We start from the raw sequence: 25,528 nt of genomic DNA, 5'->3' as shown, positions 1-25,528 counted from the left end.
CGACCACACCCCGGCATCCGACGACTGCGGCGGACGGGGTTCACACCGATGGCCGTCGGTGCGACGCTGTGATCATGAGCCGTATCGAAGCGCCCCGCGACGAGGTGACGGGAAACCTGGTCGACCGTCTCCGGGTCGGTCTGCCCGCCGAGGCCGTCCTGACCGACCCGGACGTCACGGCCTCCTACGCCAACGACATGGCCAGCTTCTGCCCGGCCGGCACCCCCGCCGTGGTCGTGCTGCCGCGCACGGTCGAGCAGGTCCAGCACGTCATGCGCACCGCCACCGAACTGCGCGTCCCGGTCGTCCCGCAGGGCGCCCGCACGGGCCTGTCCGGCGGCGCCAACGCCTCCGACGGCTGCATCGTGCTGTCCCTGACCAAGATGGACCGCATCCTGGAGATCAACCCGGTCGACCGCGTCGCCGTCGTCGAACCCGGCGTCATCAACGCCACCCTCTCCCGCGCCGTCAACGAACACGGCCTCTACTACCCGCCGGACCCCTCCAGTTGGGAGATGTGCACCATCGGCGGCAACATCGGCACCGCCTCCGGCGGCCTGTGCTGTGTGAAGTACGGCGTCACCGCCGAGTACGTCCTCGGACTCGACGTCGTCCTCGCCGACGGCCGCCTGATGTCCACCGGCCGGCGGACCGCGAAGGGCGTCGCGGGCTACGACCTGACCCGCCTGTTCGTCGGCTCCGAAGGCTCGCTCGGCATCGTCGTACAGGCCACCCTGGCCCTGCGCCCGCAGCCGCCCGAGCAGCTGGTGCTGGCCGCCGAGTTCGCCTCCGGGGCGGCCGCCTGCGACGCGGTGTGCCGGATCATGGAGGGCGGACATGTGCCGTCCCTCCTCGAACTGATGGACCGCACCACGGTCAAGGCCGTCAACGACCTCGCCCACATGGGACTCCCGGAGACCACCGAGGCCCTGCTGCTCGCCGCCTTCGACACCACCGACCCGGCCGCCGACCTCGCCGCCCTCGGCGCGCTGTGCGAGGCGGCCGGCGCCACGCAGGTCGTGCCCGCCGACGACGTGGCCGAGTCGGAGCTGCTGCTTCAGGCCCGGCGGCTCTCGCTCACCGCACTGGAGGCGGTCAAGGGCACGACGATGATCGACGACGTGTGCGTGCCCCGCTCCCGGCTCGCCGAGATGCTCGAGGGCACCGAGCGGATCGCCGAGAAGTACCAGCTCACCATCGGTGTCGTCGCCCACGCCGGCGACGGCAACACCCACCCCACGGTCTGCTTCGACGCCGCCGACCCCGACGAGTCCCGGCGCGCCCGCGAGTCCTTCGACGAGATCATGGCCCTCGGCCTGGAACTCGGCGGCACGATCACCGGCGAGCACGGCGTGGGCGTACTGAAGAAGGAATGGCTGGCCCGTGAGATCGGACCCGTCGGGGTGGAGATGCAGCGGCAGATCAAGCAGGTCTTCGACCCGCTGGGGATCCTGAATCCGGGCAAGCTGTTCTGACCCGCGCCGGGGCGAGGTCACCGGGCGAGCAGCTGGTCGAGCGCGTCGTCGATCCCGAGCTGCTCGCCCTCAGTCCCCGGGGGCACCACGCGCAGCGTGCGCTCCAGCCAGGCGGACACCTGGGCGGTGGGTGCCTCCAGCAGGGCGTCACCGTCGGGTGAACTCAGCGCCATCAGAACGACGCTGCGCCCCTCCGCCTTGGTCGGCCACACCCGCACGTCCCCGTGCCCGCACGGCCGGAACACTCCCTCCACCAGCAGCTCGCGGGAGAACGTCCAGTTCACCGGATGGTCGGAGTTGATGTGGAAGGTGACATGGACGGCGTACGGGTCGTCGGTGCGGTAACTCAGCCGGGCCGGGACCGGGATGCTCCGCTCCGGGGACAGGATGAGCTTGAGCTCCAGTTCGCGTTCCACCACGGTGTAGTGCATGTCGTACGGTTCCTCTCCGCTCGCGCGGGTCCCTGTGGTGGGCCCGCAGAAGTGGAGAGCGGGGTGGGCCCGCGAGCATTACGCGGGTTCGGAGAACTTTTTTCAGTACGTCTCGAACGTGTGGGTCCGGTGGGACTGGCGGTGGGGGGTTGCGCCGGTCTGATAGATGTGGAGCCCCCCATATTCACCCCCGAGCAGATACGGGACGACGGACATGAGCGCCCCAACCCCGGCACCCGGTGACGACAGGCCCCGCGAGGGGTATTACCCGGACCCGTCCATTCCTGGATACGTCCGGTACTGGAACGGTGCCTCCTGGGTACCGGGCACGAGCCGTCCGGCCCCGTCCGACGGCGAGGCCCCCGCGCCCCCGCAGGGTGGTTCGGCGGCGCCCTCGCCGGTGGAGGAGACGGGCCCGCACTTCTTCGACGAGGACCCGCAGCCCGCGGCCGCCCCGTCCGACGCCCAGCACGGCAGCCGCCCCGAGCCCGCGTCCGCCTGGGGCGCCGACCGCAACCACCAGTCCGGCTTCGGCGGCGACCAGGACCGCCGCGTCTCCTGGGGCGCCGCGGCGGGCACCGACCCCCGTCTTCCCTCGGACACGACCAGCGGGGACGGCACCGCGTCGATCCCGCCCGCGGAGTCCGACGCGCCCCCCTCGGGCAACACCTTCGTGTTCCGCAGGCCGACGGCCGGCGGCGCGTCCGCGTCCGGCGGTGGCCCGGCGTTCAACGGCCCGGCCCCGGCCGGTCCCGCCTTCGGTGCCGCCCCCGCCGGTGCCGCGACTCCCGGTGTCCCCGCCCCCGGTGGCCCCGTCGGCGACGAGGGCACCATGACCTTCCGGGCGCTCTCCCCGCGCACGGCACCGCAGGGTGGGGCGCAGGGCGGGAGCACGGGCGGCGCACGGTCCGACGGCAAGGCGGCGGGCGGCTTCGGCCCTCCGTCGGCACCCGGCGCGGTGTCGGGTCCGCAGTCCGCGCCCGCTGCCCCCGGTGCCCCCGGTTTCGGTGCCGGCAAGGCCGCCGCGGACCGTGCCGCGGCCGCGCAGGTCCAGGCGCCCGTACCCACCACGCCCTCCGGACCGCAGCAGACGCCGGCCCCGGCCCCGGCTCCGACGCCCTCCGTGCCCGCGCAGTCCACGCCCATGGCCGGCGGCGCCGGTGGCGGGCAGGCCTCCTGGGCCCAGCAGGTGCACCGCCTCGCCGAGCCCTCCGGTTCCGGTGAGGACCAGCCCGTCACGCCCTGGAAGCCGCCCGTGGAGGACGTCTTCCAGGCGGCCGCCCGGCGGGCGGCCTCCGCCCGTCCCGCGGGCCTCGGCAAGCGGCTCACCGCCCGGCTGCTGGACACCGTCGTCCTGCTCGGCGTGACCGGCGCGGCGGCCTTCCCGCTCGGCATCAAGGCGCTCGACCACGTCAACGAGAAGATCGACGCGGCCAAGCTCTCCGGCGAGACCGTCACCGTCTGGCTCCTGGACGGCACGACCTCGGTCTACCTCGGTGTCGTCCTCGCCGTCCTGCTCGTCTTCGGCGTCCTCTACGAGGCGCTGCCCACCGCCAAGTGGGGCCGCACCCTCGGCAAGAAGCTGCTCGGTCTTGAGGTGCGGGACATCGAGGGCGGCGAACCCCCGTCCTTCGGCGCCGCCCTGCGCCGCTGGCTCGTCTACAGCGTCCCCGGGCTGCTCGCGATCGGTGTCGTGGGTGTCGTCTGGGGCCTGTTCGACAGGCCGTGGCGCCAGTGCTGGCACGACAAGGCCGCACATACGTTCGTAGCGGGATAGCCGGATACGGCACAAGGGCCACCGGATTCCGTACCCCGGACGGCCGCTCGCCGGATGCGGAGCCGGGGGGTTCGCGGTCGACTCGGGCCATGAGCAGCGAACCGCCCCCCGGCTCCGGCCAGCAGCCGCCGGAAGACGACCCGTTCAGGAAGCAGCCCCCGCCACCGGGCGACGCGGGCTCGCCGTACGGCAGTCAGCCCCCGCCGTACGGAGGCAGTGGCAGTCCCTATGGCGGTAGCCCCTACGGCGGTGGCGACCCGTACGGCGGCGGAGGCGGGGGCTATCCCACCGACCCACTCGCCGGCATGCCCCCGCTCGCCGACAGCGGCAAGCGCACGCTCGCCAGGATCATCGACCTGATCCTCGTCCTCATCGTGGTCGCGCTGCTCACCTGGGGTTTCGGCGTCAACGAGTACGACGTGGACCCCGACAAGGTCGAGTACGGCAAGTCGTTCACGCAGTCGTTCATCACGGCCGTGCTCTACATCGCCTACGACACCGTCCTGATCAGCCGCTCCGGCCAGACGCTCGGCAAGAAGTGGCTCGGCATGCGGGTGGCGAACCTGGAGAACGGCTCCACGCCCTCCGTGCAGACCGCGCTCATGCGCTCGGCGGTGCTGTGGATCCCGTTCGCGTTCTGCTGCGCCTGCATCTGGACCGCGATCTCGGGCGGCTGGAGCTTCTTCGACAAGCCCTACAAGCAGGGCCTGCACGACAAGGCGGCGAAGACGGTGGTGGTCAGCACCAACTGACCACCCGCGTCGGTGAGATCAGGAGGCGGCGCGCTCGTGCACCGGCTCGGTCGCCAGCACGGTGACCGAGGCGGACACGGGCGTTTCCGTCGTCGCGGGCGTCTCGGTGGCGGGCTTGCGTACCGCGACGACACGGGACTTGGGCATCGGCACCGTCATGGCGACGAGCAGCCCGAGGGCGAGCGCGGCGAGGGCGATGACCGCGATCCCCACACCCGAACTCGTCTGGGACAGCAGCAGCATGGCGAGCGTCGAGAAGATCACGGTGAATGAACCGTAGGCGAGCTGTGCGGCAGTCGGACGAGGCATGGCAATCGTGTCCTCGGAAGTGGGGGTCCACGGGGGGTGTCGGCCTGGCTTTCCGCCGGTTTTGGGGCGTTCCGCCAAGAGACTCTATTCGCGTGCATGCCCGAGCGGAACGAACGGTAAGCGTGACCTAACCAACAGTACCGGTGCATGGGGGGCGCACGGAGTCATACCGTCCATGAAATGGACAGGCGCGAGCGCCGGTCGAGGGTCGATCGAGATCCTCGCGAGGTGTTCGTAAATCGGACATCCTGCTCCGCATAGTGCAGTTGTCCTGTCCAAGTCAAGGTCTGTCTTTTCTTCCGAACCTTTAGTCAAATGCCGTCACTTGACTAGGGGAGGAAGACTCGAGTGCCCAGCAGACCCTGGACGTTCAGAGCGGCCGCGACCACCGTCGCACTGGCCGCCGCGACGGCGACGATCTCCGCGTTCACCGTGGCGCAGGCCGACACCAACACGGCGCCGGCCGCCGTGAACCGCACGGACCCGCAGCCGGCGAAGACCACCCGGGAGCACGACTTCGACGGTCCGCTCTCCAAGACCCGCGAGGCGCAGCGCGAAGAGGCGCTGAAGCAGGTCATATCCGGCGCCGCCACGGTCCAGAACCGTGACGGCTCCCAGGTCGTCGAGCTCAAGAGCCGCAAGGGCGACAGCAAGTACGTCGAGCTGGGCCGCGAGCGGACCGACAAGATCTTCACGATCCTCGTCGAGTTCGGCGACCGGATCGACAGCCGCTACGGCGGCACCGCCGGCCCGGCGCACAACGAGATAGCCCAGCCGGACCGCGCCCAGGACAACTCCACGGCCTGGCAGGCCGATTACAACAAGGCCCACTACGAGGACCTCTACTTCGGCGACGGCACCGCCTCGATGAAGACCTACTACGAGAAGCAGTCCTCGGGCCGCTACTCGGTGGAGGGCGAGGTCACCGACTGGGTCAAGGTCCCCTACAACGAGGCCCGTTACGGCTCCAACTCCTGTGACACCTGCGCCTGGAACGCGGTCCAGGACGGCGTCACCGCCTGGGTCGCCCAGCAGAAGGCAGCGGGGCGCACCGACGCGCAGATCAAGGCCGACATCGCCCAGTTCGACCAGTGGGACCGCAACGACTTCGACGGCGACGGCGACTTCAACGAGCCCGACGGCTACATCGACCACTTCCAGATCGTGCACGCCGGTGAGGACGAGTCCGCGGGCGGCGGCGCACAGGGCGAGGACGCGATCTGGGCGCACCGCTGGTTCGCGTTCGGCACCGACGCCGGCGCCACCGGTCCCACGGGCAACCGGCTCGGCGGCACCCAGGTCGGCGACACCGGCATCTGGGTCGGCGACTACACCATCCAGCCGGAGAACGGCGGACTCGGCGTCTTCGCCCACGAGTACGGCCACGACCTCGGTCTGCCGGACCACTACGACACCTCCGGCGGCGAGAACTCCACCGGCTTCTGGACCCTGATGTCCTCCGGCTCCTGGCTCGGCACCGGCAAGGACACCATCGGCGACATGCCCGGCGACATGACCGCCTGGGACAAGCTGCAACTGGGCTGGCTGGACTACGACGTGGCGAAGGCCGCGACCAAGTCCAAGCACAAGCTGGGGCTCGCCGAGTACAACAGCAAGAACAAGCAGGCGCTCGTCGTCGAGCTGCCCAAGAAGTCGGTCACCACCGAGATCGTGGCCCCCGCGCAGGGCGCCACCCAGTGGTGGAGCGGCAGCGGCAACAACCTCAAGAACACGCTGGCCCGTTCCGTCGACCTCACCGGCAGGTCCGCGGCGACGCTGACCCTCGACGGCTGGTGGGCCACCGAGGAGAACTACGACTACCTCTACACCGAGGTCTCCACCGACGGCGGCACCAACTGGACCCCGATCGACGGCACGGCCGACGGCCAGGCCCTCCCGCGCGACGCCGGCGGCAAGCCCACGATCACCGGCTTCTCGGAGACGTACAAGAAGCTGTCCTTCCCGCTCGACGCCTACGCGGGTCAGAAGATCGACCTGCGCTTCCGCTACTACACCGACGGCGGCGTGGCCAAGCAGGGCTTCGCGGCGGACCGGATCTCGGTGACCGCCGACGGCGCCGCGCTGTTCGCCGACGACGCCGAGAGCGCGGACGCGGCCTGGACGGCGAAGGGCTTCTCGCGCGTGGGCGCCTCCTTCACCAAGGACTATGCCCAGTACTACATCGCCGAGAACCGCCAATACGTGTCGTACGACCGGACGTTGAAGGTCGGTCCCTACAACTACGGCTTCTCCAAGACCCGTCCGAGCTGGGTGGAGCACTTCCCGTACCAGAACGGCCTGTTGATCTGGAAGTGGGACACCTCCCAGCCGGACAACAACACCAGCGAGCACGCCGGCACCGGTCTGCTGCTGCCGATCGACTCGCACCCGACCGCGCTGAAGTGGTCCGACGGCACGCCGATGCGCAGCCGCATCCAGTCCTACGACTCGCCCTTCAGCCTGTCCCGCACGGACGGCGTCACGCTGCACAACGCGGACGTCGCGACGCGCATCCCTTCGTCGAAGGGCGTGTCGGTCTTCAACGACCACACGAGCACGTACTACGACGCGACGACTCCGTTCGCGGGCGTGAAGCTCACTGACACCAACACCAAGATCAAGATCGTCAAGGAGGCCAAGAACGGCTCCATGATCTGGCTCGAAGTGGGTCGTGCGGTGAAGTAACCGGCATTTGCGCAGGTCAGAAGCGAATCGGCGGTGACCCCCTGGCGGGTCGCCGCCGATCGTGTTTAGGTGCGTCCTGATGACTTTCTTATTGACACCGGTGCACACGGGGGTGTGACTGCATGGCCGCAGGAGGTTTCTGCAAGCTGCCGACCGGCAGCGTGGTGGTGGCGCTGAACCTGCCCAGACCCACCACCGACGGCACGGGCTGCGTCCGTGTCCTCGTCCACGCCCAGAACCGCGCACGAGCCCTGACCAGGCTCCGCAACCTGGGCCTGCGGGCGGTCTACCTGCGCGGCAACGGGGCCCCGCCGACCCCGGACGAGGTCACCGCGGTCCTCCATCACCCGGACGGCCTGATATGGCGCACGGCCCCTGACAACGCTGTCGCCATGGGGCCGGAGCTCGCCCAGGAGCTGTGGCACCCGATCCGGGCGCTGATGAGAAGGCCGGCGGCCTCGGCGTAACCGCCGGCCGCCCGGCGCGACCGCAGGCCCTAGGCGACGACCGGCTTCCCCGAGAGCTCCACGCCTGCCTGGCGCAGCTCCTCCAGCGCGCGGTCGGTCGTCTCGGCGGCCACACCCGCGGTCAGGTCGAGCAGCACCTGCGTACGGAAGCCCTCGCGGGCCGCGTCCAGCGCCGTGGCCCGTACGCAGTGGTCGGTCGCGATGCCCACGACGTCCACCTCCACGACCTCCCGGGCCCGGAGCCAGTCGGCCAGCGGGACGCCGTTCTCGTCGGCGCCCTCGAAGCCGCTGTAGGCCGCCGAGTAGGCGCCCTTGTCGAAGACGGCGTCGATGGCGCCGGAGGCGACGGCGGGGGCGAAGTTCGGGTGGAAGCCCACGCCCTCGGTGCCGGCGACACAGTGCGCGGGCCAGGAGTGCGCGTAGTCGGGGTTGTCGGCGAAGTGGCCGCCGGGCGCGATGTGGTGGTCGCGGGTGGCCACCACGTGCTGGTACCCGGAACCGGCCGCCTGCCCGATCAGCTCGGTGACGGCGGCGGCCACATCGGCACCCCCGGCCACCGCGAGGCTGCCCCCTTCGCAGAAGTCGTTCTGTACGTCGACGACGATCAAGGCGCGGCGCATGGTGGGTGTCCTTCGACTAAGAGTGAACTTACGAGCCTAGAGACTTCGACGGCGCTGCGGGAGGGCGCACCCGCCCTGGAGCCTGGTTCAGCCCCCTACTGGCTACCCGAGCGCCCCTGTACGTACTCCGTCGGAATGACGGGTTCCCCGCGCGAGAGCTGGGTCGCCGACAGCGGCAGCCCGTCCCGCGCGGCGATGTGCCGGTCGCGTACGACGTCCAGCGGCTCGCGTGCCACGACCTCGCCGCCCTTGACCAGCTCGACCAGCAGCTGCCGGTCCGCGAGCTCGCCCGGCACAGCTCCCGTGCCGACGACCTCGGCCTCCGCGACCCCGTCCGCGTCCAGCCGCCGGGCCGCCCACTTGCGCCCGCCGACGGAGCTCTTGCCGCCGGACGACTTCTTCGCGACCGGCACCAGCGGCGCCCTGACGTCGGCGGACTCGGCGCGCGCGACCAGCTTGTAGACCATCGAGCAGGTCGGGTGCCCGGAGCCGGTCACCAGCTGGGTGCCGACGCCGTACGCGTCCACGGGCGCCGCCGCGAGCGAGGCGATGGCGTACTCGTCGAGGTCCGAGGTCACGATGATCTTGGTGTCGGTCGCGCCCAGCTCGTCCAGCTGCTGTCGCACCCGGTGGGCGACGAGGAGCAGGTCCCCGGAGTCGATGCGGACGGCGCCGAGCTCGGGCCCCGCGACCTCCACGGCCGTGCGGACGGCCTCCGCGACGTCGTAGGTGTCGACGAGCAGCGTGGTGTTCCGGCCCAGCGAGTTCACCTGGGCCTGGAAGGCGTCCCGCTCCCGGTCGTGCAGGAGGGTGAAGGCGTGCGCGGAGGTGCCGACGGTGGGGATGTTGTAGCGGAAGCCCGCCGCCAGGTCGGAGGTGGAGGCGAAGCCGCCGAGGTACGCGGCGCGCGAGGCGGCGACGGCCGCGAGCTCGTGGGTGCGGCGGGCGCCCATCTCGATGAGTGGGCGGCCCCCGGCGGCCGAGGCCATCCGCGAGGCGGCCGCGGCGATCGCCGAGTCGTGGTTGAGGATGGAGAGGATCACCGTCTCCAGCAGCACGCACTCGGCGAAGGAGCCCTCCACCCGCATGATCGGCGAGCCCGGGAAGTACACCTCGCCCTCCGGGTAGCCCCAGACGTCACCGGAGAACCGGTACGAGGCGAGCCAGTCCAGGGTCTCCTCGTCGACGATGTCCCGCTCCCGCAGGAAGCCGAGGACGCCCGCGTCGAAGCGGAAGTTCTCGATGGCGTCCAGGACCCGCCCGGTGCCCGCGACGACGCCGTAGCGCCGCCCCTCCGGCAGCCGCCGGGTGAAGACCTCGAAGACGCTCCGCCGCTCGGCGGTACCCGCCTTCAGTGCCGCCTGGAGCATCGTCAGCTCGTACTGATCCGTGAAGAGCGCCGTCGAGGGAACATCCACCGGCAGCCCAAGGTCCGCTGTGTTCATGGCAAGGGATGCTACACCCCTTTACGTCAGTGTGACGATTTGTAGTGGCCGTGGCAGCATGGGCCCTGTGACGTCACCCGCTCCCGTAGAGATCGAACGTACCGAGTCGGCGGAAGAGGTCTTCGCCGTCCCCGAGCCGGACGTCCCCTGGGTCACCATCGTCCACAACGACCCGGTCAACCTCATGAGCTATGTGACCTACGTGTTCCAGGCCTACTTCGGGTACTCCAAGGACAAGGCCACCAAGCTCATGCTCGACGTTCACCACAAGGGCCGGGCGGTCGTCTCCAGCGGCAGTCGCGAGGAGATGGAGCGCGACGTGCAGGCCATGCACGGCTACGGTCTGTGGGCCACCCTCCAGCAGGACCGGAAGTAGCTGAACTGACCTTCATGCCTGGACAATTCGAACCGCTCCCCGGCGGCGGCGCGGCCGTCGCGCTCGACGACGTCGAGATCTCCATCATCCGGTCGCTGGCCGTCCAGCTCCTGGAGCTCATCGGCCCCGGCCCCGCCGAGGACGCCTCCGACGACCCGCTCGCCGAGCTGTTCGCGGAGGGCCCGAGCGAGCCGCCCTCCGACCCGGTGCTCAGGCGGCTCTTCCCGGACGCCTACAGCGACCCCGAGGGCACGCCCGGGCCCAAGGAGGCCGAGGAGCAGAAGGCGTACTCCTCGGAGTTCCGCCGCTACACCGAGAACGACCTCAGGGCCGGCAAGCGGGACAGCGCCCTCGCGGTGATCCGCACCCTGGACGCGCTGAGTCCGGTGGACGACGGCGGGGCGGTGCTCAAGCTGTCGCCGGAGGAGTCGAAGCAGTGGCTCGGCGCCCTCAACGACCTGCGGCTCGCCATCGGCTCCCGGCTGGAGATCACCGACGAGGAGGACACCGACCTCCTCTACCGGCTCCCGGACGAGGACCCCCGCAAGCCGATGGTGATGGCCTATCTGTGGCTGGGCGGACTCCAGGAGACGCTCGTCTCCACACTTCTGCCCTGACTTGTGGCGGTTTCGCGCCCCTCTTGTGTTCGCTCAGAGGACGCTCAAATCCGAATAACGATCGCGTCACCCCGGCGGCCATGAATGCCCGCCGGGGTGTTTTTTGTCCACTTCTCCCTGTGTCGTGCGTCACTTACCGCCCGGGCGATCAATGTTTCCGCCGTGATAAATCTTCACGACCGCCCGGCGAACACCACCCGTATGTTCGACCGGGTGCGCCACCGCGCCGGCCACCGCCGGCCTGGCATGAGCGAACCCGGGGAAGCTCAGGAACGCACCCGTTCTTCCCCGAGCCCGCTCCGCTCCATTCATCCGGGGGGATCGAGAACCGATCCGAGGCCGACGAGAGGCCCGGGTCGGTATGGAGAAAGGCGCACCACACATATGACCTCCGCTCAGGTCGACACAGGTTCGGAGAAGGCCCCGAACGCGTCGGAAGAGGGTTACGAGCGCGGCCTCGGCAGCCGCCAGGTCCAGATGATCGCGATCGGCGGCGCCATCGGCGTCGGTCTCTTCCTCAATGCCGGGGCGAACATCGCCAAGGCGGGCCCCAGCCTCATCCTGATGTACGCGGTCGCCGGCGTCATCATCTTCTTCATCATGCGGGCGCTCGGCGAACTCCTGCTCTACCGCCCCGTCTCGGGCTCCTTCGCGGAGTACTCCCGCGAGTTCCTCGGCCCTTTCTTCGGCTACTTCACCGGCTGGACGTACTGGCTGCTGTGGGTCGTCACCGGCATGGCGGAACTGACCGCCGCCGCGATCTACATCCACTACTGGTTCCCGGACATCCCGCAGTGGGCCTCCGCGCTGGCCTTCCTGGTCGTCCTCTTCGTGGCCAACCTGATCTCGGTGAAGCTGTTCGGCGAGATCGAGTTCTGGTTCTCGATGATCAAGGTCACCGCCCTCATAGGCATGATCGTGATCGGCCTCGGCGTCCTCACCTTCGGCTTCAGCGCCGCCGGCGACACCGCCGCCGTCTCCAACCTCTGGGCCTTCGACGGCTTCTTCCCCAAGGGCATCGGCTCGTCCCTGATGACCCTCCAGGGCGTCATGTTCGCCTACCTCGCCGTCGAGCTCGTCGGCGTCACCGCCGGTGAGTCCGAGAACCCCGAGAAGACCCTCCCCAAGGCGATCAACACCCTGCCCTGGCGCATCGGCCTGTTCTACGTCGGTGCCCTCACCGTCATCCTCTGCGTCGTGAAGTGGACCGAGTTCGCACCCGGCGTCAGCCCCTTCGTGAAGGCCTTCGCGATGATCGGCATCCCGGCGGGCGCCGGCATCGTCAACTTCGTCGTACTGACCGCGGCCCTTTCCTCCTGCAACTCCGGGATGTACTCCACGGGCCGCATGCTCCGCACCCTGGCCGACAGCGGCGAGGCCCCCAAGGCCTTCAACAAGCTGTCCGTGACGAAGACCCCGGCCCTCGCCATCACGATCTCCGTCCTCTTCATGGGCATCGGCGTCGTCCTCAACTACATCGTCCCGGAGAAGGCCTTCGGCTACGTCGTCTCCGTCGCCACCGCGGCCGGCATCTGGACCTGGCTGATGATCCTGATCAGCCACGTCCTGTACCGCCGCGCGGTGGAGGCCGGCCGCCTGCCCGCCTCCTCCTTCCCGGCGCCGGGCGGCTCCAAGGGCTCGTACGTCGCCATCGCCTTCCTGCTCTTCGTCACCGGCCTCATCGCCTACGACTCCGAGTCCCGCGTCTGCCTGTACGTGATGGCCGGCTGGGCCGCCGCGCTCGGGATCGGCTGGGCTGTGCTGAAGAGTCGTAATCCGGAGATCGCCGATCGGCGCGAGCCGGAGTTCGAGAAGGTCGGCTGACCACTCCTGACGGACGTCCAGCGGCCGGGAGTTCTCGTGGAACCCCCTGCCGTCGCCGCTCAAGACGTCCGGCATATGGGCCGCCCCGTACCACCTGTCGGTACGGGGCGGCCCCTCTGCTTATCCTGGCCAGCATGCTGACCATCACCCAGGCCCTCGTCGACCAGATCGTCGCGCACGCGCGCAAGGACCACCCCGACGAGGCGTGCGGCGTCGTCGCGGGCCCGGCCGGCTCCGACCGCCCCGAGCGCTTCATCCCGATGCTGAACGCGGCCATGTCGCCCACGTTCTACGAGTTCGACTCCGGCGATCTCCTCAAGCTCTACCGGGAGATGGACGACCGCGACGAGGAGCCGGTCGTCATCTACCACTCCCACACCGCCACCGAGGCCTACCCCTCCCGCACCGACGTCTCCTACGCCAACGAGCCCGGCGCCCACTACGTCCTGGTCTCCACCGCCGACACCGACGGCCTCGGCGAGTTCCAGTTCCGCTCCTACCGGATCGTCGACGGCGCGATCACGGAGGAGGAGGTCACGGTCGTCGAGGCGTACTGAGCGGGGTGCCGGGCGGCATACTGATCACCGTACGCCCGACCAACTCGCCCCATCGGAGACGGTGTTGACACGACGCCCGCACGGACAGCGCCCCACGATCGAGGACGTCGCGCGCAGTTCCGGGGTGTCGAGATCGACGGTCTCGCGGGTGATCAACGGCGAGCCCAAGGTGCGGGCCGAGGTCGTCGAAGAGGTCCGGCGGGTCATCGCCGAGCTGGGTTACGTCCCCAACCAGGCCGCCCGCCAGCTCGTCACCCACCGCACCGGTGCCGTCGCCGTCGTCGCGGACCAGCCGGACAACCGGCTCTTCCTCGACCCGTACTTCGACTGCCTGCTGCGCGGCATCCGCCGGGAGCTCGCCGCCCACGGCGCCCAGGCCGTCCTGCTCTTCCTGGACGACCCGGAGGACCACGCGCGCGTGGCCGACTACCTCGGCGGCGGCCATGTCGACGGCGCCATCCTCTTCTCCCTGCACCCCGGCGGCCGGCTGCACGACATGATCGGCCGCCTCGGCCTGCCCGCCGTCTTCGGCGGCCGCCCCCTGCTGCGCGACGGCGACACCGTCCGCGGCCACGCCTGGGTCGACGGCGACAACCGCGGCGGAGCCCGGCAGGCCGTCGGGCACCTGACCTCCCTGGGCCGCCAGCGCATCGCCACCATCACCGGCCCCCACGACCAGGAACAGTCCGCCGCCGAGCGCCTCGCCGGATACCGCGACGTCCTCCCGGACGCCCCCGACGACCTGATCGAACGCGCCGACTACACCCGGCGGGGCGGCGCCGACGCCATGGCCGCCCTCCTGGACCGGCGCCCCGACCTGGACGCCGTCTTCGCCGCCTCCGACCTCATGGCCTCCGGCGCCCTGGAGATCCTGGAGCGGCACGGGCGCCGGGTCCCCGAGGACGTGGCCGTCGTCGGCTTCGACGACCTCGCCGAGATCGCGGAGTCGACGCAGCCGCCGCTGACCACCGTCCATCAGGACGTGGAGGGCATGGGCCGGCTGATGGCCCGACTGCTGTTCGACCGCCCCTCGGACCTGCCCTCGGTCGTCGTACCGACCCGGCTCGTGCTGCGCGCATCCGCCTGAGCCATGGCCCCGAACCGGGCCGCCTGAACAGGCCGGTCTCACTCCCCGGCCGGAAACCGTCCACCATGTGGGATCACATTCCGGGACCCGGACCGGGAATCGATACGATGAGCCCATGGTTTTTGACGACGTGAGCGAGAAGACGCCGGGCATGCTGCTCGTGGCGCGGCTGCACGTCGACCTGTGCAGGCTCGCCAGCGCCATCTGTTGACGCTGCCCCCTGCCGCCGTACGGCCGTGAGCCGCGGCGCGCCACACACGCACGACCTGCTGAAATGCGCTGCCGCGCGCCCACCGACCAGACACTTCCCGACAGGAGCCCTGAGCCATGGCCATCGAGGTCCGCATCCCCACCATCCTCCGCACCTACACCGACGGCCAGAAGGCGGTGGAGGGCAACGGGGACACCCTCGCCGAGCTCTTCGCCGACCTCGAGACCCGCCACCCGGGCGTCCAGGCCCGCATCGTGGACGGCGGCGAGCTGCGCCGCTTCGTCAACGTCTACCTCAACGACGAGGACGTCCGCTTCCTGGAGGGCATCAACACCAAGCTCGCCGACGGCGACAACGTCACGATCCTGCCGGCCGTGGCCGGCGGCATGGCCTGATCTCGATGCGTTACGACTCCCCGCTGGCCGCGGTGGGCAACACCCCTCTGGTGCGCCTGCCGCGGCTGTCGCCGTCCGACGACGTCCGCATCTGGGCCAAGCTGGAGGACCGCAACCCCACCGGCTCGGTCAAGGACCGCCCCGCCCTGCACATGATCGAGCAGGCGGAGAAGGACGGCCGCCTCACCCCGGGCTGCACCATCCTGGAGCCGACCAGCGGCAACACCGGCATCTCGCTCGCCATGGCCGCCAAGCTCAAGGGCTACCGCATGGTCTGCGTGATGCCCGAGAACACCTCGCAGGAGCGCCGGGAGCTGCTCGCCATGTGGGGCGCGGAGATCATCCCCTCGCCCGCGGCAGGCGGCTCCAACACCGCCGTACGGGTCGCCAAGGAACTCTCCGCCGAGCACCCCGACTGGGTGATGCTCTACCAGTACGGCAACCCGGACAACGCGGGCGCCCACTACGCCACCACCGGCCCGGAGATCCTCACGGACCTGCCCTCCATCACCCACTTCGTGGCGGGCCTCGGCACCACCGGCACCCTCATGGGCGTCGGCCGCTACCTCCGCGAGCACAAGCCGGACGTCAAGGTCGTCGCCGCCGAGCCGCGCTACGACGACCTGGTGTACGGGCTGCGGAACCTCGACGAGGGCTTCGTACCCGAGCTCTACGACGCCTCGGTCCTGACCACGCGCTTCTCCGTCGGCTCGGCCGACGCGGTCACCCGCACCCGGGAACTCCTCCAGCAGGAGGGCATCTTCGCGGGCGTCTCGACCGGCGCGGCCCTGCACGCCGCGATCGGCGTCGGCAACAAGGCGCTGAAGGCGGGGGAGAGCGCGGACATCGTGTTCGTCGTCGCCGACGGCGGCTGGAAGTACCTCTCGACGGGCGTCTACACGGCGGCGACGACGGAAGAGGCCATCGAGACCCTGCAGGGCCAGCTCTGGGCCTGAGGCCCTAACTCGCCAGGTGACGGACCTGGTCCCACAGGACCGGGTCCACCACCCCCACCCGCCGCCGGAAGTCCCACACCGCCACCTCGCGCAGCTCGTCCGTCTCCAGGAAGCTCGCGCGGCCATGGGCATCGCCCACCGCACCCGGCGGCAACGGGATCACCCCGGCCCGCTCGTCGTGGTACTTGCTGGTGATCTTCGCGACGACCGCGCGCCGCCCGCGCACCGCGAGCACCAGACACGGCCGGTCCTTCGCCCCCGGCCCGTCCTCGAAGGGCACGTTCGCCCACCAGATCTCCGCGGGCTGCGGACGCGCGGCGCCGGTCCGCCGCCCCGGACGCCCCGGCGGCCGCGTCCTGCGCCCCTGCGGCCTGCTCCCCCGCCCCCACCCGTCCACGAGCGTGGCAACCAACGCGAGCAGCACCACCGCCGCGAGCGCCAACCACCAGGACGTGTCCATGAGGACGACGTTACCGGCGCACGATCCGCCCCGCGCGCCTTCTCGCAAGCCGCACGCGCCCCCGGTCCAGCCGAACCGGTGACACCACAGGTGAGTTCGCCCACAACGGCCCTTGGCGGAGGAGCGACGGGGGGTTTTGCGCCTTACGCTCGACGCACCGCACGAACCCCGAGTCACCGTCTCCCGATCTTCTGGATTTCCCGCCAGCGGAGGTTTCTGCTTTATGAAGCTCACCGTCGTCGGCTGCTCGGGGTCGTTCCCGTCCGCGGAATCGGCCTGCTCGAGCTACCTCGTAGAGGCCGACGGCTTCCGGCTGCTTCTCGACATGGGCAACGGTGCCCTTGGCGAGCTGCAGCGCCACTGCGGTCTCTACGACCTCGACGCGATCTTCCTCAGCCATCTGCACGCCGACCACTGCATCGACATGTGCGCGTACTTCGTCGCGCGCTACTACCGCCACGAGGGCGGCCGCTGCGACCCCATCCCGGTCTACGGCCCCGAGGGCACCGAACACCGTCTGACCACGGCCTACGCCGACACCCCCTCCGCCTCCTCCATGAGCGAGGTCTTCGACTTCCACACGGTCAAGCCGTCCACCTTCGAGGTAGGCCCGTTCACCGTCCACACCGAGCGCGTGGCGCACCCGGTCGAGGCGTACGGCATCCGCGTCGAGCACGGCGGCAGGTCGCTGACGTACTCCGGCGACACCGGTGTCACCCCGGCCCTGGACGAACTCGCCCGGGACACCGACCTGTTCCTGTGCGAGGCCGCCTTCACGCACGGCAAGGAGGACATCCCCGACCTGCACCTCAACGGCCGCGAGGCGGGCGAGACGGCGACCCGGGCAGGCGCCCGCCGCCTGGTCCTCACCCACATCCCCCCGTGGACCGACCCGCGGGCCAACCTGGCCGACGCGCGCGCGGTGTACGACGGTCCGGTGGAACTGGCGGCGCCGAGGGTGTCGTACGAGATCTGAGTCCTCGTACGTGCACGAAGGCCCCGGAACCTGCCCGGTTCCGGGGCCTTCGTCATGCCGTACGGCGGTCGGGTCTCACGCCTTGGTGAGGTCCTCGACCTCCTCCTCGGGCTCGCGGCCCGGGGTGGCGATGTTGAACCTGATGATGGCGAAGCGGAACGTGAAGTAGTAGATCGCCGCGAACACCAGACCGATGGGGATGATCATCCAGGGCTTGGTGGCCAGGTTCCAGTTGAGGAAGTAGTCGATCGCGCCGGCCGAGAAGCTGAAGCCGTGATGGACGCCCAGGGCCCAGGTGACGGCCATGGAGACGGCGGTCAGGACCGCGTGGATGACGTAGAGCACCGGCGCGATGAACATGAACGCGAACTCGATCGGCTCGGTGATACCGGTGACGAACGAGGTCAGCGCGAGCGAGAGCATCATGCCGCCGACGGCCTTGCGGCGCTCGGGACGGGCGGTGTGCGTGATCGCCAGGGCGGCCGCCGGGAGGGCGAACATCATGATCGGGAAGAAGCCGGTCATGAACTGGCCGGCGGTCGGGTCGCCGTGGAAGAAGCGGGGCAGGTCACCGTGCCAGACGGCACCGGTGGAGTCCTTGAAGGAGCCGATCTCCTGCCAGGCCACGGTGTTGACGAACTGGTGCATGCCGACGGGGAGCAGAGCACGGTTGATCGCGCCGAAGATGCCCGCGCCGACGGCGCCGAGGCCGGTCATCCACTCACCGAAGTTGGTGATCACATCACCGATGGGCTCCCAGACCAGGCCGAAGAAGACGCCGACGGCGGTGCCGATGAAGGCCATCAGGATCGGCACCAGACGGCGGCCGTTGAAGAAGCCCAGCCAGTCGGGGAGCTTGGTGCGGTGGAAGCGCTGCCAGGTGACGGCGGCTATCAGGCCCATGATGATGCCGCCGAAGACCTTGGGGTCGTTGTACGTGGCGGCGACGTCGGCGCCCTTGGTGACCTTGGCGTCGGTGATCGGGAACGCGGTGAGGACGTTCTTGTAGACGAGGAAGCCCACCAGCGCGGCGAGCGCGGTCGAACCGTCGGCCTTCTTGGCGAAGCCGATGGCGATGCCCACGCAGAACAGCAGGGGGAGGTTGGCGAACACGGCGTCGCCGGCGGTGGCGAACACATCCGCCACCTTGCCCCAGCCCAGACCGTCCTTGCCGAAGACATCGGGCTGGCCGAGTCGGAGCAGGATGCCCGCCGCCGGCAGCACGGCGATCGGAAGCTGAAGGCTGCGGCCGACCTTCTGCAGGCCCTGGAAAAGACCGGATCCCCGCTTCTTCGCGGGGGCCGCCGTGTCGGTGGCGGTGCTCATACGTCCTCCATCGGGTGGTGGTCTACACCACTCAGTGGTGTAGACCTGTTGTACACGATGGAGGCCGATATAAGGAACCCGTCAATTCCGCAACCGGAACGCTACGTACGGTCAGACCTTCGTGACGTCCTCGACCTCCTCCTCCGGCTCCCTGCCCGGAGTCTTGAGATCGAACTTCGTGATCGCGAACCGGAAGATCACGTAGTAGAGGACCGCGAAACACAGACCGATCGGGATGATCGCCCACGGTCTCGTCGCCAGATTCCAGTTGATGACGTAGTCGATCAACCCGGCCGAGAAGCTGAACCCGTCGTGCACCCCGAGCCCCCACGTCACCGCCATCGACACACCCGTCAGCAACGCGTGGACCACGTACAACAGCGGCGCGATGAACAGGAACGAGTACTCGATCGGCTCGGTGATACCGGTGACGAACGACGTCAGCGCGACCGAGAGCATCAGACCGCCGACCTCCTTGCGGCGGTGCGGTTTCGCGCAGTGCGTGATGGCGAGCGCCGCCGCCGGGAGCGCGAACATCATGATCGGGAAGAACCCGGACGTGAACTGACCCGCGTCCGGGTCGCCCGCCAGGAACATGTTGATGTCGCCGTGCACCTCGGTGCCGTCCGGCTTGGTGTACGTGCCGAACTGGAACCAGATGGGCACGTTGAGGAACTGGTGCAGCCCGATCACCAGCAGCGCCCGGTTGGCGATACCGAAGATGCCCGCACCCCACGCGCCCGCGTCGCTCAGCCAGTCACTGAAGTTCTCGAGCCCGTCACCGATCGGCGGCCAGATCCACAGACACAGCGCCGCGAACGCGATCGCCACGAACGCCATGATGATCGGGACGAGTCGGCGGCCGTTGAAGAAGCCGAGCCAGTCGACGAGCTTCGTACGGTGGTAGCGCGCCCAGAAGAACGCGGCCAGGAGCCCCATGATGATGCCGCCGAAGACACCGGGGTTCTGATAGCTGAAGGCGGACACCGAGTTGTCCGCGGCCTGGCAGCCGATCTTGTCGAGCGCCCTCGCTCCGACCGCGCAGTCCTCCGGGAACTGCCGCAGCACGGTGTAGTAGACGAGGAACCCGACCACCGCGGCCAGCGCCGTCGAACCGTCCGACTTCTTCGCCATGCCGATGGCGACACCCACACAGAACAGCAGCGGCAGCCCCAGGGAACCGTCCAGCAGGGCCCCACCCGCGCCGCCCATCACCTTGGCGACGTTCGTCCACCCCAGCCCGTCGTCCCCGAACACGTCCGGCTGCCCGAGCCGGTTGAGGATGCCGGCGGCCGGCAGGACGGCGATGGGGAGCTGAAGGCTCCGTCCCATCTTCTGAAGCCCCTGGAACGCCGACTGCCAGCGCCGGCGTGCGGGCGAGATCTCGGTCTCGTTCTCAGAACTCATGAGTTGGCGACCGCCTGTCAGGTGGTGTAGACCAGTTACGGACGATTGGGTTGCTGTGACGTCATCTTTCGGTACGTTCGGCGCAATCGCTCGCGAAGTTGGGCCAACTGTGCATGAGGAGACCGACATGGCCACCAAGGCAGAGAAGATCGTCGCCGGACTCGGCGGCATCGACAACATCGAAGAAGTCGAGGGCTGCATCACCCGCCTGCGCACCGAGGTCCACAACGCGGCACTCGTCGACGAAGCCGCCCTCAAGGCCGCCGGCGCCCACGGAGTCGTCAAGATGGGCACCGCGATCCAGGTCGTCATCGGCACCGACGCCGACCCCATCGCCGCGGAGATCGAAGACATGATGTGAGCCACCGGGCTCACCGTCGAAGGGGCTCCTCCCACCCGCGGGAGGAGCCCCTTCCGTATGTGCCGCTAGGCTCAGCGCCATGTCTCGAATCGACGGCCGCACCCCCGAACAGCTCCGCCCCGTCACCATCGAACGCGGCTGGAGCAAGCACGCCGAGGGCTCCGTCCTCGTCTCCTTCGGCGACACGAAGGTCTTCTGCACCGCCTCGGTCACCGAAGGCGTCCCCCGCTGGCGCAAGGGCAGCGGCGAGGGCTGGGTCACCGCCGAGTACTCCATGCTGCCCCGCGCCACCAACACCCGCGGCGACCGCGAATCCGTCCGCGGCAAGATCGGCGGCCGCACTCACGAGATCTCCCGCCTGATCGGCCGCTCGCTGCGCGCGGTCATCGACTACAAGGCGCTCGGCGAGAACACCATCGTCCTCGACTGCGACGTCCTCCAGGCCGACGGCGGCACCCGTACCGCCGCCATCACCGGCGCGTACGTGGCACTGGCCGACGCGATCTCCTGGGCCCAGGGCAAGAAGCTGATCAAGGCCGGCCGCCAGCCCCTGACCGGAACCGTCTCCGCGGTCTCGGTCGGCATCGTCGGCGGCGTCCCGCTCCTGGACCTCTGCTACGAGGAGGACGTCCGCGCCGAGACCGACATGAACGTCGTCTGCACCGGCGACGGCCGCTTCGTCGAGGTCCAGGGCACCGCGGAGGCCGAGCCCTTCGCCCGCGACGAGCTGAACTCCCTGCTGGACCTGGCGGTTTCGGGCTGCACGGAACTCGCTGTCCTCCAGCGCAAGGCCCTTGATACCGTCCTCGAAGAGTAAAGGACGCGCCAAGAAAAGCGGGCGGAACGGGCAACCCGCCCGGCCGCGCTCGCGTCACTACGGGTACGGGCGTACGGCACACCGCTGTACGCCCGGCCAGTACACGGGGGCCCTTGGGGCTGAGCAAGGGAGGATCATCACCATGGCCGAGAGCCGACGCCGTCGAGGTACCGCCATCGCCGCAGTGGTGGCGGCCGTCGGACTGACGGTGGGACTCACGACCGGCTGCGACGCGGTCAACAAGGCCCTGGACTGCGTCCAGACCGCCGAGGCCGTCGCCGACAGCGTGACCGACCTCCAGCAGGCCGTCGAGAACGCGTCCAACGACCCGACCCAGATCGACGAGGCCCTCGCCTCCATCGACAAGAACCTCGACGACATCGGCGACAAGACCGACAACGCCGACGTCAACACCGCGGTCGACAACCTCAACGAGGCCGTCAACAACGTCCGTACGGCAGTGAAGAACGGCGACGAGACGCCCGACCTCAGCCCCATCACGGACGCGGCGGGCGAGCTGACGAAGGTCTGTACGTCGTAATCGGGGCCGGGCGGGCCGGGTGAGACGGCAATACTGGACCCCATGACCCGCCTGATCCTCGCCACCCGCAACGCCGGGAAAATCACCGAACTCCACGCCATCCTCGCCGACGCAGGCCTGCCCCACGACCTGGTCGGCGCGGACGCGTACCCGGAGATCCCGGACGTCAAGGAAACCGGCGTGACCTTCGCCGAAAACGCACTCCTCAAGGCCCACGCCCTGGCCCAGGCGACGGGCCTCCCGGCGGTGGCCGACGACTCGGGCCTGTGCGTAGACGTGTTGAATGGCGCCCCGGGCATCTTCTCGGCCCGCTGGGCAGGCAAGCACGGCGACGACAAGGCCAACCTGTCCCTTCTCCTGGCCCAACTCTCGGACATCGCCGACGAACACCGAGCCGCCCACTTCGCCTGCGCAGCAGCCCTGGCATTGCCGGACGGCACGGAGAGGGTGGTCGAGGGCCGCCTGAGGGGTGTACTCCGGCACGCTCCCGTCGGCACGAACGGCTTCGGCTACGACCCGATCCTCCAGCCGGAGGGAGACACGCGAACGTGCGCGGAGTTGACGGCCGAGGAGAAGAACGCGATCAGCCATCGCGGTCAGGCGTTCCGGGCGCTGGTGCCGGTGGTGCGGGAGCTGTTGGGCTGAGGAGTGCGGCAGGGCGCGGTGCCCCTGTGGGGAACCGCGCCCTGAAGGTGGGGCCGACGAGACTCGAACTCGCACTGTCCACTACCTAAAAGTGGTGCCTCCTGCCAAATTGGGCTACGGCCCCACCTACAGCTTACTGGTACTTGGTCGCGACCTGTTGCCTCCCCTGCACCAGGTGCTGGTGATCGCGTGGCAGTTGGGACACAGCAATCGCAGGTTCTCCCGCCGGTCGTCGCTCCAGTCCCCGTTGATGTGATCGACCTCCAGCGTCATGGGCCTGCCGAGCCACTCGGGGGCGGTGCCGCACTCGGCGCACTCCTCAGGCACACCCACTTCCAGGAGTGCGCGGCGGAGCAGGTGGGTCCTGGTTCGCCGTGTGGCGTCGTGTCGAACCAGGATGTCCCCGGCGCGCCGGAGAGGCGTAGTGCCTGGCCCGCCGCGTTGATGCGCCTGCCCCAGGAAGTGAGAGATGTCGAGACCATCCTCGGCGACCCAGCAGTGGAACTCGGCACGCAGCCTGCTGCTGTAGGGGTCCTTTCCCAGGACGCGGAGCGTACCCGCGATGGAGGTTGCTCCCTCGACCGCCAGGCGCAACTCGTCAGTGGTCGGTTTCGTGGGCGCTGCCTTCATCCGCCTCTGACGGGGCATGTGCGAGACGTCGATCCCGAAGTGCTCGAAGCGCCGGAACAGGTGGCGACGAAGCCGGCCGTACGGCCGTGTGCCGAAGAAGGCGATGACCTCCTCGATGCTGGAGCACTGCGCGGCAGCCTCGACCAGCCGTTCGCGGGTGTACTGCACGCCGCCGCTCATGAAGCCCTGCCTTTGCCGCGCCCCCGGTAACTGTCCGTCGTCGAGTGGCAGTTGGGACACAGCAGCCGCAGGTTCTCGATCCGATTGTCCCGCCAGTTGCCGTCGACGTGGTCGACCTCCAGGGGGAGCGGGTGGCCCCGCCAGACCGCGTTCATGCCGCACATGGCGCAGCGCTCCGCCATGCCCGTGGTCGTCAGCGCCCACCTGAGCCGATCACTCGGGACGCGCCGCGCCTGACCGACTGGCTGCTCGACGAGCAGAGCCTCCGCTGTGCGGGGGCGCCAGACCCTGCCCCGCTGCGTCGGCATCTGGAAGTGCGAGACATCGATGCCGTACGTCTTGATCCGACGGCTGATGTGCGTGTGGTGACCGCCGACGACCTCGAGTCCGAGATGCCGCAGCACCTCGCACATGTTCGTCGACGCCGAGACCGCCTCCTGAAGGAGCTCCCGCGTCCACTTCACTCCCTCCCGCTCGAAGTGCGAGACATCCACCCCGAGTTTCTTCATCCGCTCGTAGACGTATCGCCGCGTCGAGCTCCGAGGGTCCACCCCCAGCGTCCCCAACGCCTCAGACAACGTCCGAGCCCCCCGAGCCGCCTCCTCGAGCCGCTCCCTCGGATACGCGCTGGCCCCCATACCGTTCCCCTCCGTTCCCGGCCACGCGTTCGTGGCCCGTACGGAGTAACGAACCGCTGATCGGACAGTCACGCCCGACATGTGAAGCGGCCCGCACCAGGTCATCCCGGTGTGGGCCGCTCGGTCTGCGGAAGCGAGGTGTCAGATACCCAGGTCCTTGATGATCTTCGCTACGTGGCCTGTCGCTCGGACGTTGTACAGGGCCCGTTCGACCTTGCCCTCCTCGTCCACGATGATCGTGGAGCGGATGACGCCCATGTAGGTCTTGCCGTAGTTCTTCTTCTCGCCGTAGGCCGCGTAGGTCTCGGTGACCGTCTTCTCGGGGTCCGCGAGGAGGGTGATCCTGAGGTTCTCCTTGTCGCGGAACTTGGCCAGCTTCTCGGGCTTGTCGGGGGAGATGCCGATGACGTCGTAGCCGGCGCCGGCCAGGACCTCCAGGTTGTCCGTGAAGTCGCAGGCCTGCTTCGTGCAGCCGGGGGTCAGGGCCGCCGGGTAGAAGTAGACGATGACCTTGCGGCCTTTGTGGTCCGAGAGGGACACGTCGTTGCCGTCGGCGTCGGGGAGGGTGAAGGCGGGGGCCACGTCCCCGGGCTGGAGTCGCTCGCTCATCGGGCCAGCCTAACCGGGGGTGCTGACAGTGCGGTCGCCCGGCGAACTGACAGACTGTCCGCAACAGCATCAGCAGACACCTCGGAGGCCGTACGGTGGCGGACACGTCGGACACCAGAACCCCGGCGCAGATCGAGGCGGACATCAAGCGCCGCCGCGAGACCCTGGCCGAGACCCTCGATGAGATCGGGGTGCGTGTGCACCCGAAGACGATCGTCGGTGACGCCAAGGCCAAGGTCGTCTCCAACATCGACCACACCCTCGGGCGGGCCTACGTCGGAGTCAACCGGGTCGTCAGCGACACCAAGGCCCGGTTCGTCGACGAGGAGGGCGCCCCCCGCCTCGAGCGCATCGTGCCCGTGGCGCTCGTCGCCGTGGGGCTCGTGGGGCTGCTCGCCCTGGGCACCCGGCGTCGTAGGGCGTAAGAGCCGACCCGGGCGCGGACGTAACCCCTTCAGGCAGGTAGGTTCTCAGCCGTGAGCGCCAACAGAGACAACACCCCGCACGACAAGCTGCCCATCCGGATGCTGCACGACCGTGTACTCGTGCGGCAGGACGCCGGTGAGGGCGAGCGGCGTTCCGGTGGCGGCATCCTCATTCCCGCCACCGCGGCTGTCGGCAAGCGGCTGGCCTGGGCCGACGTCGTCGCGGTCGGGCAGAACGTACGGACCGTCGAGCCGGGGGACCGGGTTCTGTACGACCCCGAGGACCGGGCCGAGGTCGAGGTGCGGGGCGTCGCCTATGTGCTCATGCGCGAGCGCGACCTGCATGCCGTGGCCGCGGACCGGTTCGAGGGCTCCGAGGACTCGACCGGCCTGTACCTGTAGATCCAAGCCGGAAGGGGCTGGTGACCATCGTCACCGGCCCCTTTTGTCGTAGCTTTGCTATCTTCGAAGGACGACCCGACGAGACGCGCCGTACCGGGCTGTAACGCAAAGACGACGCACCCCGTGA

Annotated in this window: 30 protein-coding genes, 1 tRNA gene and 1 riboswitch; of the genes, 20 read left to right on the top strand and 11 right to left on the bottom strand. The window is 69.4% G+C overall.

Features of this window, described 5'->3' with window-relative positions; all coding sequences use genetic code 11:
* The first annotated feature begins 68 nt into the window (after positions 1-68).
* Positions 69-1,475, top strand: coding sequence for an FAD-binding oxidoreductase (locus tag ABKA17_RS37350; protein ID WP_353696816.1), 1,407 nt, complete (start codon positions 69-71; stop codon positions 1,473-1,475).
* A 17-nt stretch (positions 1,476-1,492) separates the two neighbouring features.
* Here the strand turns inward: ABKA17_RS37350 and ABKA17_RS37345 are convergent, their stop codons facing one another.
* The gene (locus ABKA17_RS37345) at positions 1,493-1,906 is read right to left on the bottom strand and encodes an SsgA family sporulation/cell division regulator (RefSeq protein ID WP_353696815.1); all 414 of its coding nucleotides are present in this window, start codon (positions 1,904-1,906) and stop codon (positions 1,493-1,495) included.
* A 214-nt stretch (positions 1,907-2,120) separates the two neighbouring features.
* Between ABKA17_RS37345 and ABKA17_RS37340 the strand changes: the two genes are divergently transcribed.
* Both ABKA17_RS37340 and ABKA17_RS37335 read left to right on the top strand, forming a co-directional pair.
* Positions 2,121-3,683, top strand: coding sequence for an RDD family protein (locus ABKA17_RS37340; RefSeq protein ID WP_353696814.1), 1,563 nt, complete (start codon positions 2,121-2,123; stop codon positions 3,681-3,683).
* Positions 3,684-3,772: 89 nt separating this feature from the next.
* Positions 3,773-4,435, top strand: a complete 663-nt coding sequence (locus ABKA17_RS37335) for an RDD family protein (RefSeq protein ID WP_353696813.1) — start codon at positions 3,773-3,775, stop codon at positions 4,433-4,435.
* 18 nt (positions 4,436-4,453) lie between these two features.
* Here the strand turns inward: ABKA17_RS37335 and ABKA17_RS37330 are convergent, their stop codons facing one another.
* Complete coding sequence (locus tag ABKA17_RS37330) at positions 4,454-4,744, bottom strand: hypothetical protein (protein ID WP_353696812.1); 291 nt, start codon at positions 4,742-4,744, stop codon at positions 4,454-4,456.
* Between the two features lie 348 nt (positions 4,745-5,092).
* Between ABKA17_RS37330 and ABKA17_RS37325 the strand changes: the two genes are divergently transcribed.
* Positions 5,093-7,429: an immune inhibitor A domain-containing protein gene (locus ABKA17_RS37325; RefSeq protein ID WP_353696811.1), complete on the top strand. Its 2,337-nt coding sequence runs from the start codon at positions 5,093-5,095 to the stop codon at positions 7,427-7,429.
* 122 nt (positions 7,430-7,551) lie between these two features.
* Entirely contained in the window at positions 7,552-7,896 is a 345-nt protein-coding gene (locus tag ABKA17_RS37320; RefSeq protein WP_353696810.1) for a hypothetical protein, read from the top strand.
* 29 nt (positions 7,897-7,925) lie between these two features.
* Here ABKA17_RS37320 and ABKA17_RS37315 read toward each other — a convergent pair whose 3' ends face one another.
* Together ABKA17_RS37315 and ABKA17_RS37310 are read right to left on the bottom strand one after the other, a co-directional pair.
* Positions 7,926-8,516: an isochorismatase family protein gene (locus tag ABKA17_RS37315; RefSeq protein ID WP_353696809.1), complete on the bottom strand. Its 591-nt coding sequence runs from the start codon at positions 8,514-8,516 to the stop codon at positions 7,926-7,928.
* A 95-nt stretch (positions 8,517-8,611) separates the two neighbouring features.
* Positions 8,612-9,961: a nicotinate phosphoribosyltransferase gene (locus ABKA17_RS37310; RefSeq protein ID WP_353696808.1), complete on the bottom strand. Its 1,350-nt coding sequence runs from the start codon at positions 9,959-9,961 to the stop codon at positions 8,612-8,614.
* A gap of 58 nt (positions 9,962-10,019) precedes the next feature.
* Between ABKA17_RS37310 and clpS the strand changes: the two genes are divergently transcribed.
* The 8 genes from clpS (at position 10,020) to ABKA17_RS37270 (ending at position 15,984) form a co-directional block, all read left to right on the top strand.
* Complete coding sequence (gene clpS / locus ABKA17_RS37305) at positions 10,020-10,337, top strand: ATP-dependent Clp protease adapter ClpS (RefSeq protein ID WP_353696807.1); 318 nt, start codon at positions 10,020-10,022, stop codon at positions 10,335-10,337.
* A gap of 14 nt (positions 10,338-10,351) precedes the next feature.
* Positions 10,352-10,954: a DUF2017 domain-containing protein gene (locus tag ABKA17_RS37300; protein ID WP_353696806.1), complete on the top strand. Its 603-nt coding sequence runs from the start codon at positions 10,352-10,354 to the stop codon at positions 10,952-10,954.
* A gap of 384 nt (positions 10,955-11,338) precedes the next feature.
* Positions 11,339-12,778, top strand: coding sequence for an amino acid permease (locus tag ABKA17_RS37295; RefSeq protein ID WP_353696805.1), 1,440 nt, complete (start codon positions 11,339-11,341; stop codon positions 12,776-12,778).
* A gap of 134 nt (positions 12,779-12,912) precedes the next feature.
* Positions 12,913-13,335, top strand: a complete 423-nt coding sequence (locus ABKA17_RS37290; RefSeq protein WP_353696804.1) for a M67 family metallopeptidase — start codon at positions 12,913-12,915, stop codon at positions 13,333-13,335.
* Positions 13,336-13,399: 64 nt separating this feature from the next.
* Positions 13,400-14,422, top strand: coding sequence for a LacI family DNA-binding transcriptional regulator (locus ABKA17_RS37285; protein WP_353696803.1), 1,023 nt, complete (start codon positions 13,400-13,402; stop codon positions 14,420-14,422).
* Between the two features lie 115 nt (positions 14,423-14,537).
* Positions 14,538-14,633: a putative leader peptide gene (locus ABKA17_RS37280; protein ID WP_310736469.1), complete on the top strand. Its 96-nt coding sequence runs from the start codon at positions 14,538-14,540 to the stop codon at positions 14,631-14,633.
* Positions 14,634-14,749: 116 nt separating this feature from the next.
* The gene (locus ABKA17_RS37275) at positions 14,750-15,028 is read left to right on the top strand and encodes a MoaD/ThiS family protein (protein WP_353696802.1); all 279 of its coding nucleotides are present in this window, start codon (positions 14,750-14,752) and stop codon (positions 15,026-15,028) included.
* 5 nt (positions 15,029-15,033) lie between these two features.
* Entirely contained in the window at positions 15,034-15,984 is a 951-nt protein-coding gene (locus ABKA17_RS37270) for a PLP-dependent cysteine synthase family protein (RefSeq protein WP_353696801.1), read from the top strand.
* 4 nt (positions 15,985-15,988) lie between these two features.
* Here ABKA17_RS37270 and ABKA17_RS37265 read toward each other — a convergent pair whose 3' ends face one another.
* The gene (locus tag ABKA17_RS37265) at positions 15,989-16,444 is read right to left on the bottom strand and encodes a type II toxin-antitoxin system PemK/MazF family toxin (protein ID WP_353696800.1); all 456 of its coding nucleotides are present in this window, start codon (positions 16,442-16,444) and stop codon (positions 15,989-15,991) included.
* 223 nt (positions 16,445-16,667) lie between these two features.
* Between ABKA17_RS37265 and ABKA17_RS37260 the strand changes: the two genes are divergently transcribed.
* Positions 16,668-17,420: an MBL fold metallo-hydrolase gene (locus ABKA17_RS37260; RefSeq protein ID WP_353696799.1), complete on the top strand. Its 753-nt coding sequence runs from the start codon at positions 16,668-16,670 to the stop codon at positions 17,418-17,420.
* A 75-nt stretch (positions 17,421-17,495) separates the two neighbouring features.
* Here ABKA17_RS37260 and ABKA17_RS37255 read toward each other — a convergent pair whose 3' ends face one another.
* Both ABKA17_RS37255 and ABKA17_RS37250 read right to left on the bottom strand, forming a co-directional pair.
* Positions 17,496-18,746 carry a PTS transporter subunit EIIC gene (locus ABKA17_RS37255; protein ID WP_353696798.1) on the bottom strand — a complete coding sequence of 417 codons (1,251 nt, stop codon included), beginning with the start codon at positions 18,744-18,746 and terminating at the stop codon, positions 17,496-17,498.
* Positions 18,747-18,857: 111 nt separating this feature from the next.
* Positions 18,858-20,153: a PTS transporter subunit EIIC gene (locus ABKA17_RS37250; RefSeq protein ID WP_353696797.1), complete on the bottom strand. Its 1,296-nt coding sequence runs from the start codon at positions 20,151-20,153 to the stop codon at positions 18,858-18,860.
* A 127-nt stretch (positions 20,154-20,280) separates the two neighbouring features.
* On the opposite strand from ABKA17_RS37250, the gene ABKA17_RS37245 reads away from it, so the two are divergent.
* From ABKA17_RS37245 to rdgB, 4 genes are all read left to right on the top strand, one after another.
* Positions 20,281-20,514, top strand: coding sequence for a PTS sugar transporter subunit IIB (locus ABKA17_RS37245; RefSeq protein WP_171144364.1), 234 nt, complete (start codon positions 20,281-20,283; stop codon positions 20,512-20,514).
* Positions 20,515-20,593: 79 nt separating this feature from the next.
* Positions 20,594-21,331 carry a ribonuclease PH gene (rph, locus tag ABKA17_RS37240; RefSeq protein WP_353696796.1) on the top strand — a complete coding sequence of 246 codons (738 nt, stop codon included), beginning with the start codon at positions 20,594-20,596 and terminating at the stop codon, positions 21,329-21,331.
* 142 nt (positions 21,332-21,473) lie between these two features.
* The gene (locus ABKA17_RS37235) at positions 21,474-21,872 is read left to right on the top strand and encodes a hypothetical protein (protein WP_353696795.1); all 399 of its coding nucleotides are present in this window, start codon (positions 21,474-21,476) and stop codon (positions 21,870-21,872) included.
* Between the two features lie 42 nt (positions 21,873-21,914).
* Positions 21,915-22,517 carry an RdgB/HAM1 family non-canonical purine NTP pyrophosphatase gene (rdgB, locus tag ABKA17_RS37230; RefSeq protein ID WP_353696794.1) on the top strand — a complete coding sequence of 201 codons (603 nt, stop codon included), beginning with the start codon at positions 21,915-21,917 and terminating at the stop codon, positions 22,515-22,517.
* Between the two features lie 48 nt (positions 22,518-22,565).
* Here the strand turns inward: rdgB and ABKA17_RS37225 are convergent.
* From ABKA17_RS37225 to bcp, 4 genes are all read right to left on the bottom strand, one after another.
* Positions 22,566-22,641 (bottom strand) — tRNA-Leu (locus ABKA17_RS37225).
* A gap of 2 nt (positions 22,642-22,643) precedes the next feature.
* Positions 22,644-23,327: an HNH endonuclease gene (locus ABKA17_RS37220; protein ID WP_353696793.1), complete on the bottom strand. Its 684-nt coding sequence runs from the start codon at positions 23,325-23,327 to the stop codon at positions 22,644-22,646.
* A complete protein-coding gene (locus ABKA17_RS37215) occupies positions 23,324-23,965 on the bottom strand; it encodes an HNH endonuclease signature motif containing protein (RefSeq protein WP_353696792.1) in 642 nt (213 codons plus the stop codon). The genes ABKA17_RS37220 and ABKA17_RS37215 overlap by 4 nt, the downstream gene beginning before the upstream one ends.
* Before the next feature lie 141 nt (positions 23,966-24,106).
* Positions 24,107-24,574 (bottom strand): thioredoxin-dependent thiol peroxidase, encoded by a 468-nt coding sequence (gene bcp, locus ABKA17_RS37210; RefSeq protein ID WP_353696791.1) that lies wholly within the window; start codon positions 24,572-24,574, stop codon positions 24,107-24,109.
* A gap of 95 nt (positions 24,575-24,669) precedes the next feature.
* On the opposite strand from bcp, the gene ABKA17_RS37205 reads away from it, so the two are divergent.
* Positions 24,670-24,999: a DUF3618 domain-containing protein gene (locus ABKA17_RS37205; protein ID WP_353696790.1), complete on the top strand. Its 330-nt coding sequence runs from the start codon at positions 24,670-24,672 to the stop codon at positions 24,997-24,999.
* 99 nt (positions 25,000-25,098) lie between these two features.
* On the top strand, positions 25,099-25,401 hold the full coding sequence (locus ABKA17_RS37200; RefSeq protein WP_206327683.1) for a GroES family chaperonin: 303 nt from the start codon (positions 25,099-25,101) through the stop codon (positions 25,399-25,401).
* A 51-nt stretch (positions 25,402-25,452) separates the two neighbouring features.
* A riboswitch (guanidine-III (ykkC-III) riboswitch) is annotated at positions 25,453-25,522 on the top strand.
* The last annotated feature ends 6 nt before the right edge of the window (positions 25,523-25,528 follow it).

Origin of the sequence: Streptomyces sp. RG80, assembly GCF_040446465.1 — a bacterium.
Taxonomy (GTDB): Bacteria; Actinomycetota; Actinomycetes; order Streptomycetales; family Streptomycetaceae; genus Streptomyces.
The sequence above is the reverse complement of the archived record's forward strand: the minus strand, read 5'-3'. Positions and strand labels throughout refer to the sequence as shown.

Excerpts from the sequence above, each read along its gene's own strand:
- ABKA17_RS37245 (WP_171144364.1), top strand. The coding sequence starts at position 20,281 with ATGGCCACCAAGGCAGAGAAGATCGTCGCCGGACTCGGCGGCATCGAC.
- ABKA17_RS37290 (WP_353696804.1), top strand. The coding sequence starts at position 12,913 with ATGCTGACCATCACCCAGGCCCTCGTCGACCAGATCGTCGCGCACGCG.
- ABKA17_RS37255 (WP_353696798.1), bottom strand. The coding sequence starts at position 18,746 with ATGAGCACCGCCACCGACACGGCGGCCCCCGCGAAGAAGCGGGGATCC.
- clpS (WP_353696807.1), top strand. The coding sequence starts at position 10,020 with ATGGGCCCTGTGACGTCACCCGCTCCCGTAGAGATCGAACGTACCGAG.
- ABKA17_RS37265 (WP_353696800.1), bottom strand. The coding sequence starts at position 16,444 with ATGGACACGTCCTGGTGGTTGGCGCTCGCGGCGGTGGTGCTGCTCGCG.
- ABKA17_RS37330 (WP_353696812.1), bottom strand. The coding sequence starts at position 4,744 with ATGCCTCGTCCGACTGCCGCACAGCTCGCCTACGGTTCATTCACCGTG.
- ABKA17_RS37300 (WP_353696806.1), top strand. The coding sequence starts at position 10,352 with ATGCCTGGACAATTCGAACCGCTCCCCGGCGGCGGCGCGGCCGTCGCG.
- ABKA17_RS37315 (WP_353696809.1), bottom strand. The coding sequence starts at position 8,516 with ATGCGCCGCGCCTTGATCGTCGTCGACGTACAGAACGACTTCTGCGAA.
- ABKA17_RS37235 (WP_353696795.1), top strand. The coding sequence starts at position 21,474 with ATGGCCGAGAGCCGACGCCGTCGAGGTACCGCCATCGCCGCAGTGGTG.
- ABKA17_RS37340 (WP_353696814.1), top strand. The coding sequence starts at position 2,121 with ATGAGCGCCCCAACCCCGGCACCCGGTGACGACAGGCCCCGCGAGGGG.
- ABKA17_RS37270 (WP_353696801.1), top strand. The coding sequence starts at position 15,034 with ATGCGTTACGACTCCCCGCTGGCCGCGGTGGGCAACACCCCTCTGGTG.
- ABKA17_RS37275 (WP_353696802.1), top strand. The coding sequence starts at position 14,750 with ATGGCCATCGAGGTCCGCATCCCCACCATCCTCCGCACCTACACCGAC.
- ABKA17_RS37200 (WP_206327683.1), top strand. The coding sequence starts at position 25,099 with ATGCTGCACGACCGTGTACTCGTGCGGCAGGACGCCGGTGAGGGCGAG.
- ABKA17_RS37295 (WP_353696805.1), top strand. The coding sequence starts at position 11,339 with ATGACCTCCGCTCAGGTCGACACAGGTTCGGAGAAGGCCCCGAACGCG.
- ABKA17_RS37280 (WP_310736469.1), top strand. The coding sequence starts at position 14,538 with ATGGTTTTTGACGACGTGAGCGAGAAGACGCCGGGCATGCTGCTCGTG.
- rdgB (WP_353696794.1), top strand. The coding sequence starts at position 21,915 with ATGACCCGCCTGATCCTCGCCACCCGCAACGCCGGGAAAATCACCGAA.
- ABKA17_RS37345 (WP_353696815.1), bottom strand. The coding sequence starts at position 1,906 with ATGCACTACACCGTGGTGGAACGCGAACTGGAGCTCAAGCTCATCCTG.
- ABKA17_RS37220 (WP_353696793.1), bottom strand. The coding sequence starts at position 23,327 with ATGAGCGGCGGCGTGCAGTACACCCGCGAACGGCTGGTCGAGGCTGCC.
- ABKA17_RS37215 (WP_353696792.1), bottom strand. The coding sequence starts at position 23,965 with ATGGGGGCCAGCGCGTATCCGAGGGAGCGGCTCGAGGAGGCGGCTCGG.
- ABKA17_RS37310 (WP_353696808.1), bottom strand. The coding sequence starts at position 9,961 with ATGAACACAGCGGACCTTGGGCTGCCGGTGGATGTTCCCTCGACGGCG.
- ABKA17_RS37260 (WP_353696799.1), top strand. The coding sequence starts at position 16,668 with ATGAAGCTCACCGTCGTCGGCTGCTCGGGGTCGTTCCCGTCCGCGGAA.
- bcp (WP_353696791.1), bottom strand. The coding sequence starts at position 24,574 with ATGAGCGAGCGACTCCAGCCCGGGGACGTGGCCCCCGCCTTCACCCTC.
- ABKA17_RS37320 (WP_353696810.1), top strand. The coding sequence starts at position 7,552 with ATGGCCGCAGGAGGTTTCTGCAAGCTGCCGACCGGCAGCGTGGTGGTG.
- ABKA17_RS37335 (WP_353696813.1), top strand. The coding sequence starts at position 3,773 with ATGAGCAGCGAACCGCCCCCCGGCTCCGGCCAGCAGCCGCCGGAAGAC.
- ABKA17_RS37250 (WP_353696797.1), bottom strand. The coding sequence starts at position 20,153 with ATGAGTTCTGAGAACGAGACCGAGATCTCGCCCGCACGCCGGCGCTGG.
- rph (WP_353696796.1), top strand. The coding sequence starts at position 20,594 with ATGTCTCGAATCGACGGCCGCACCCCCGAACAGCTCCGCCCCGTCACC.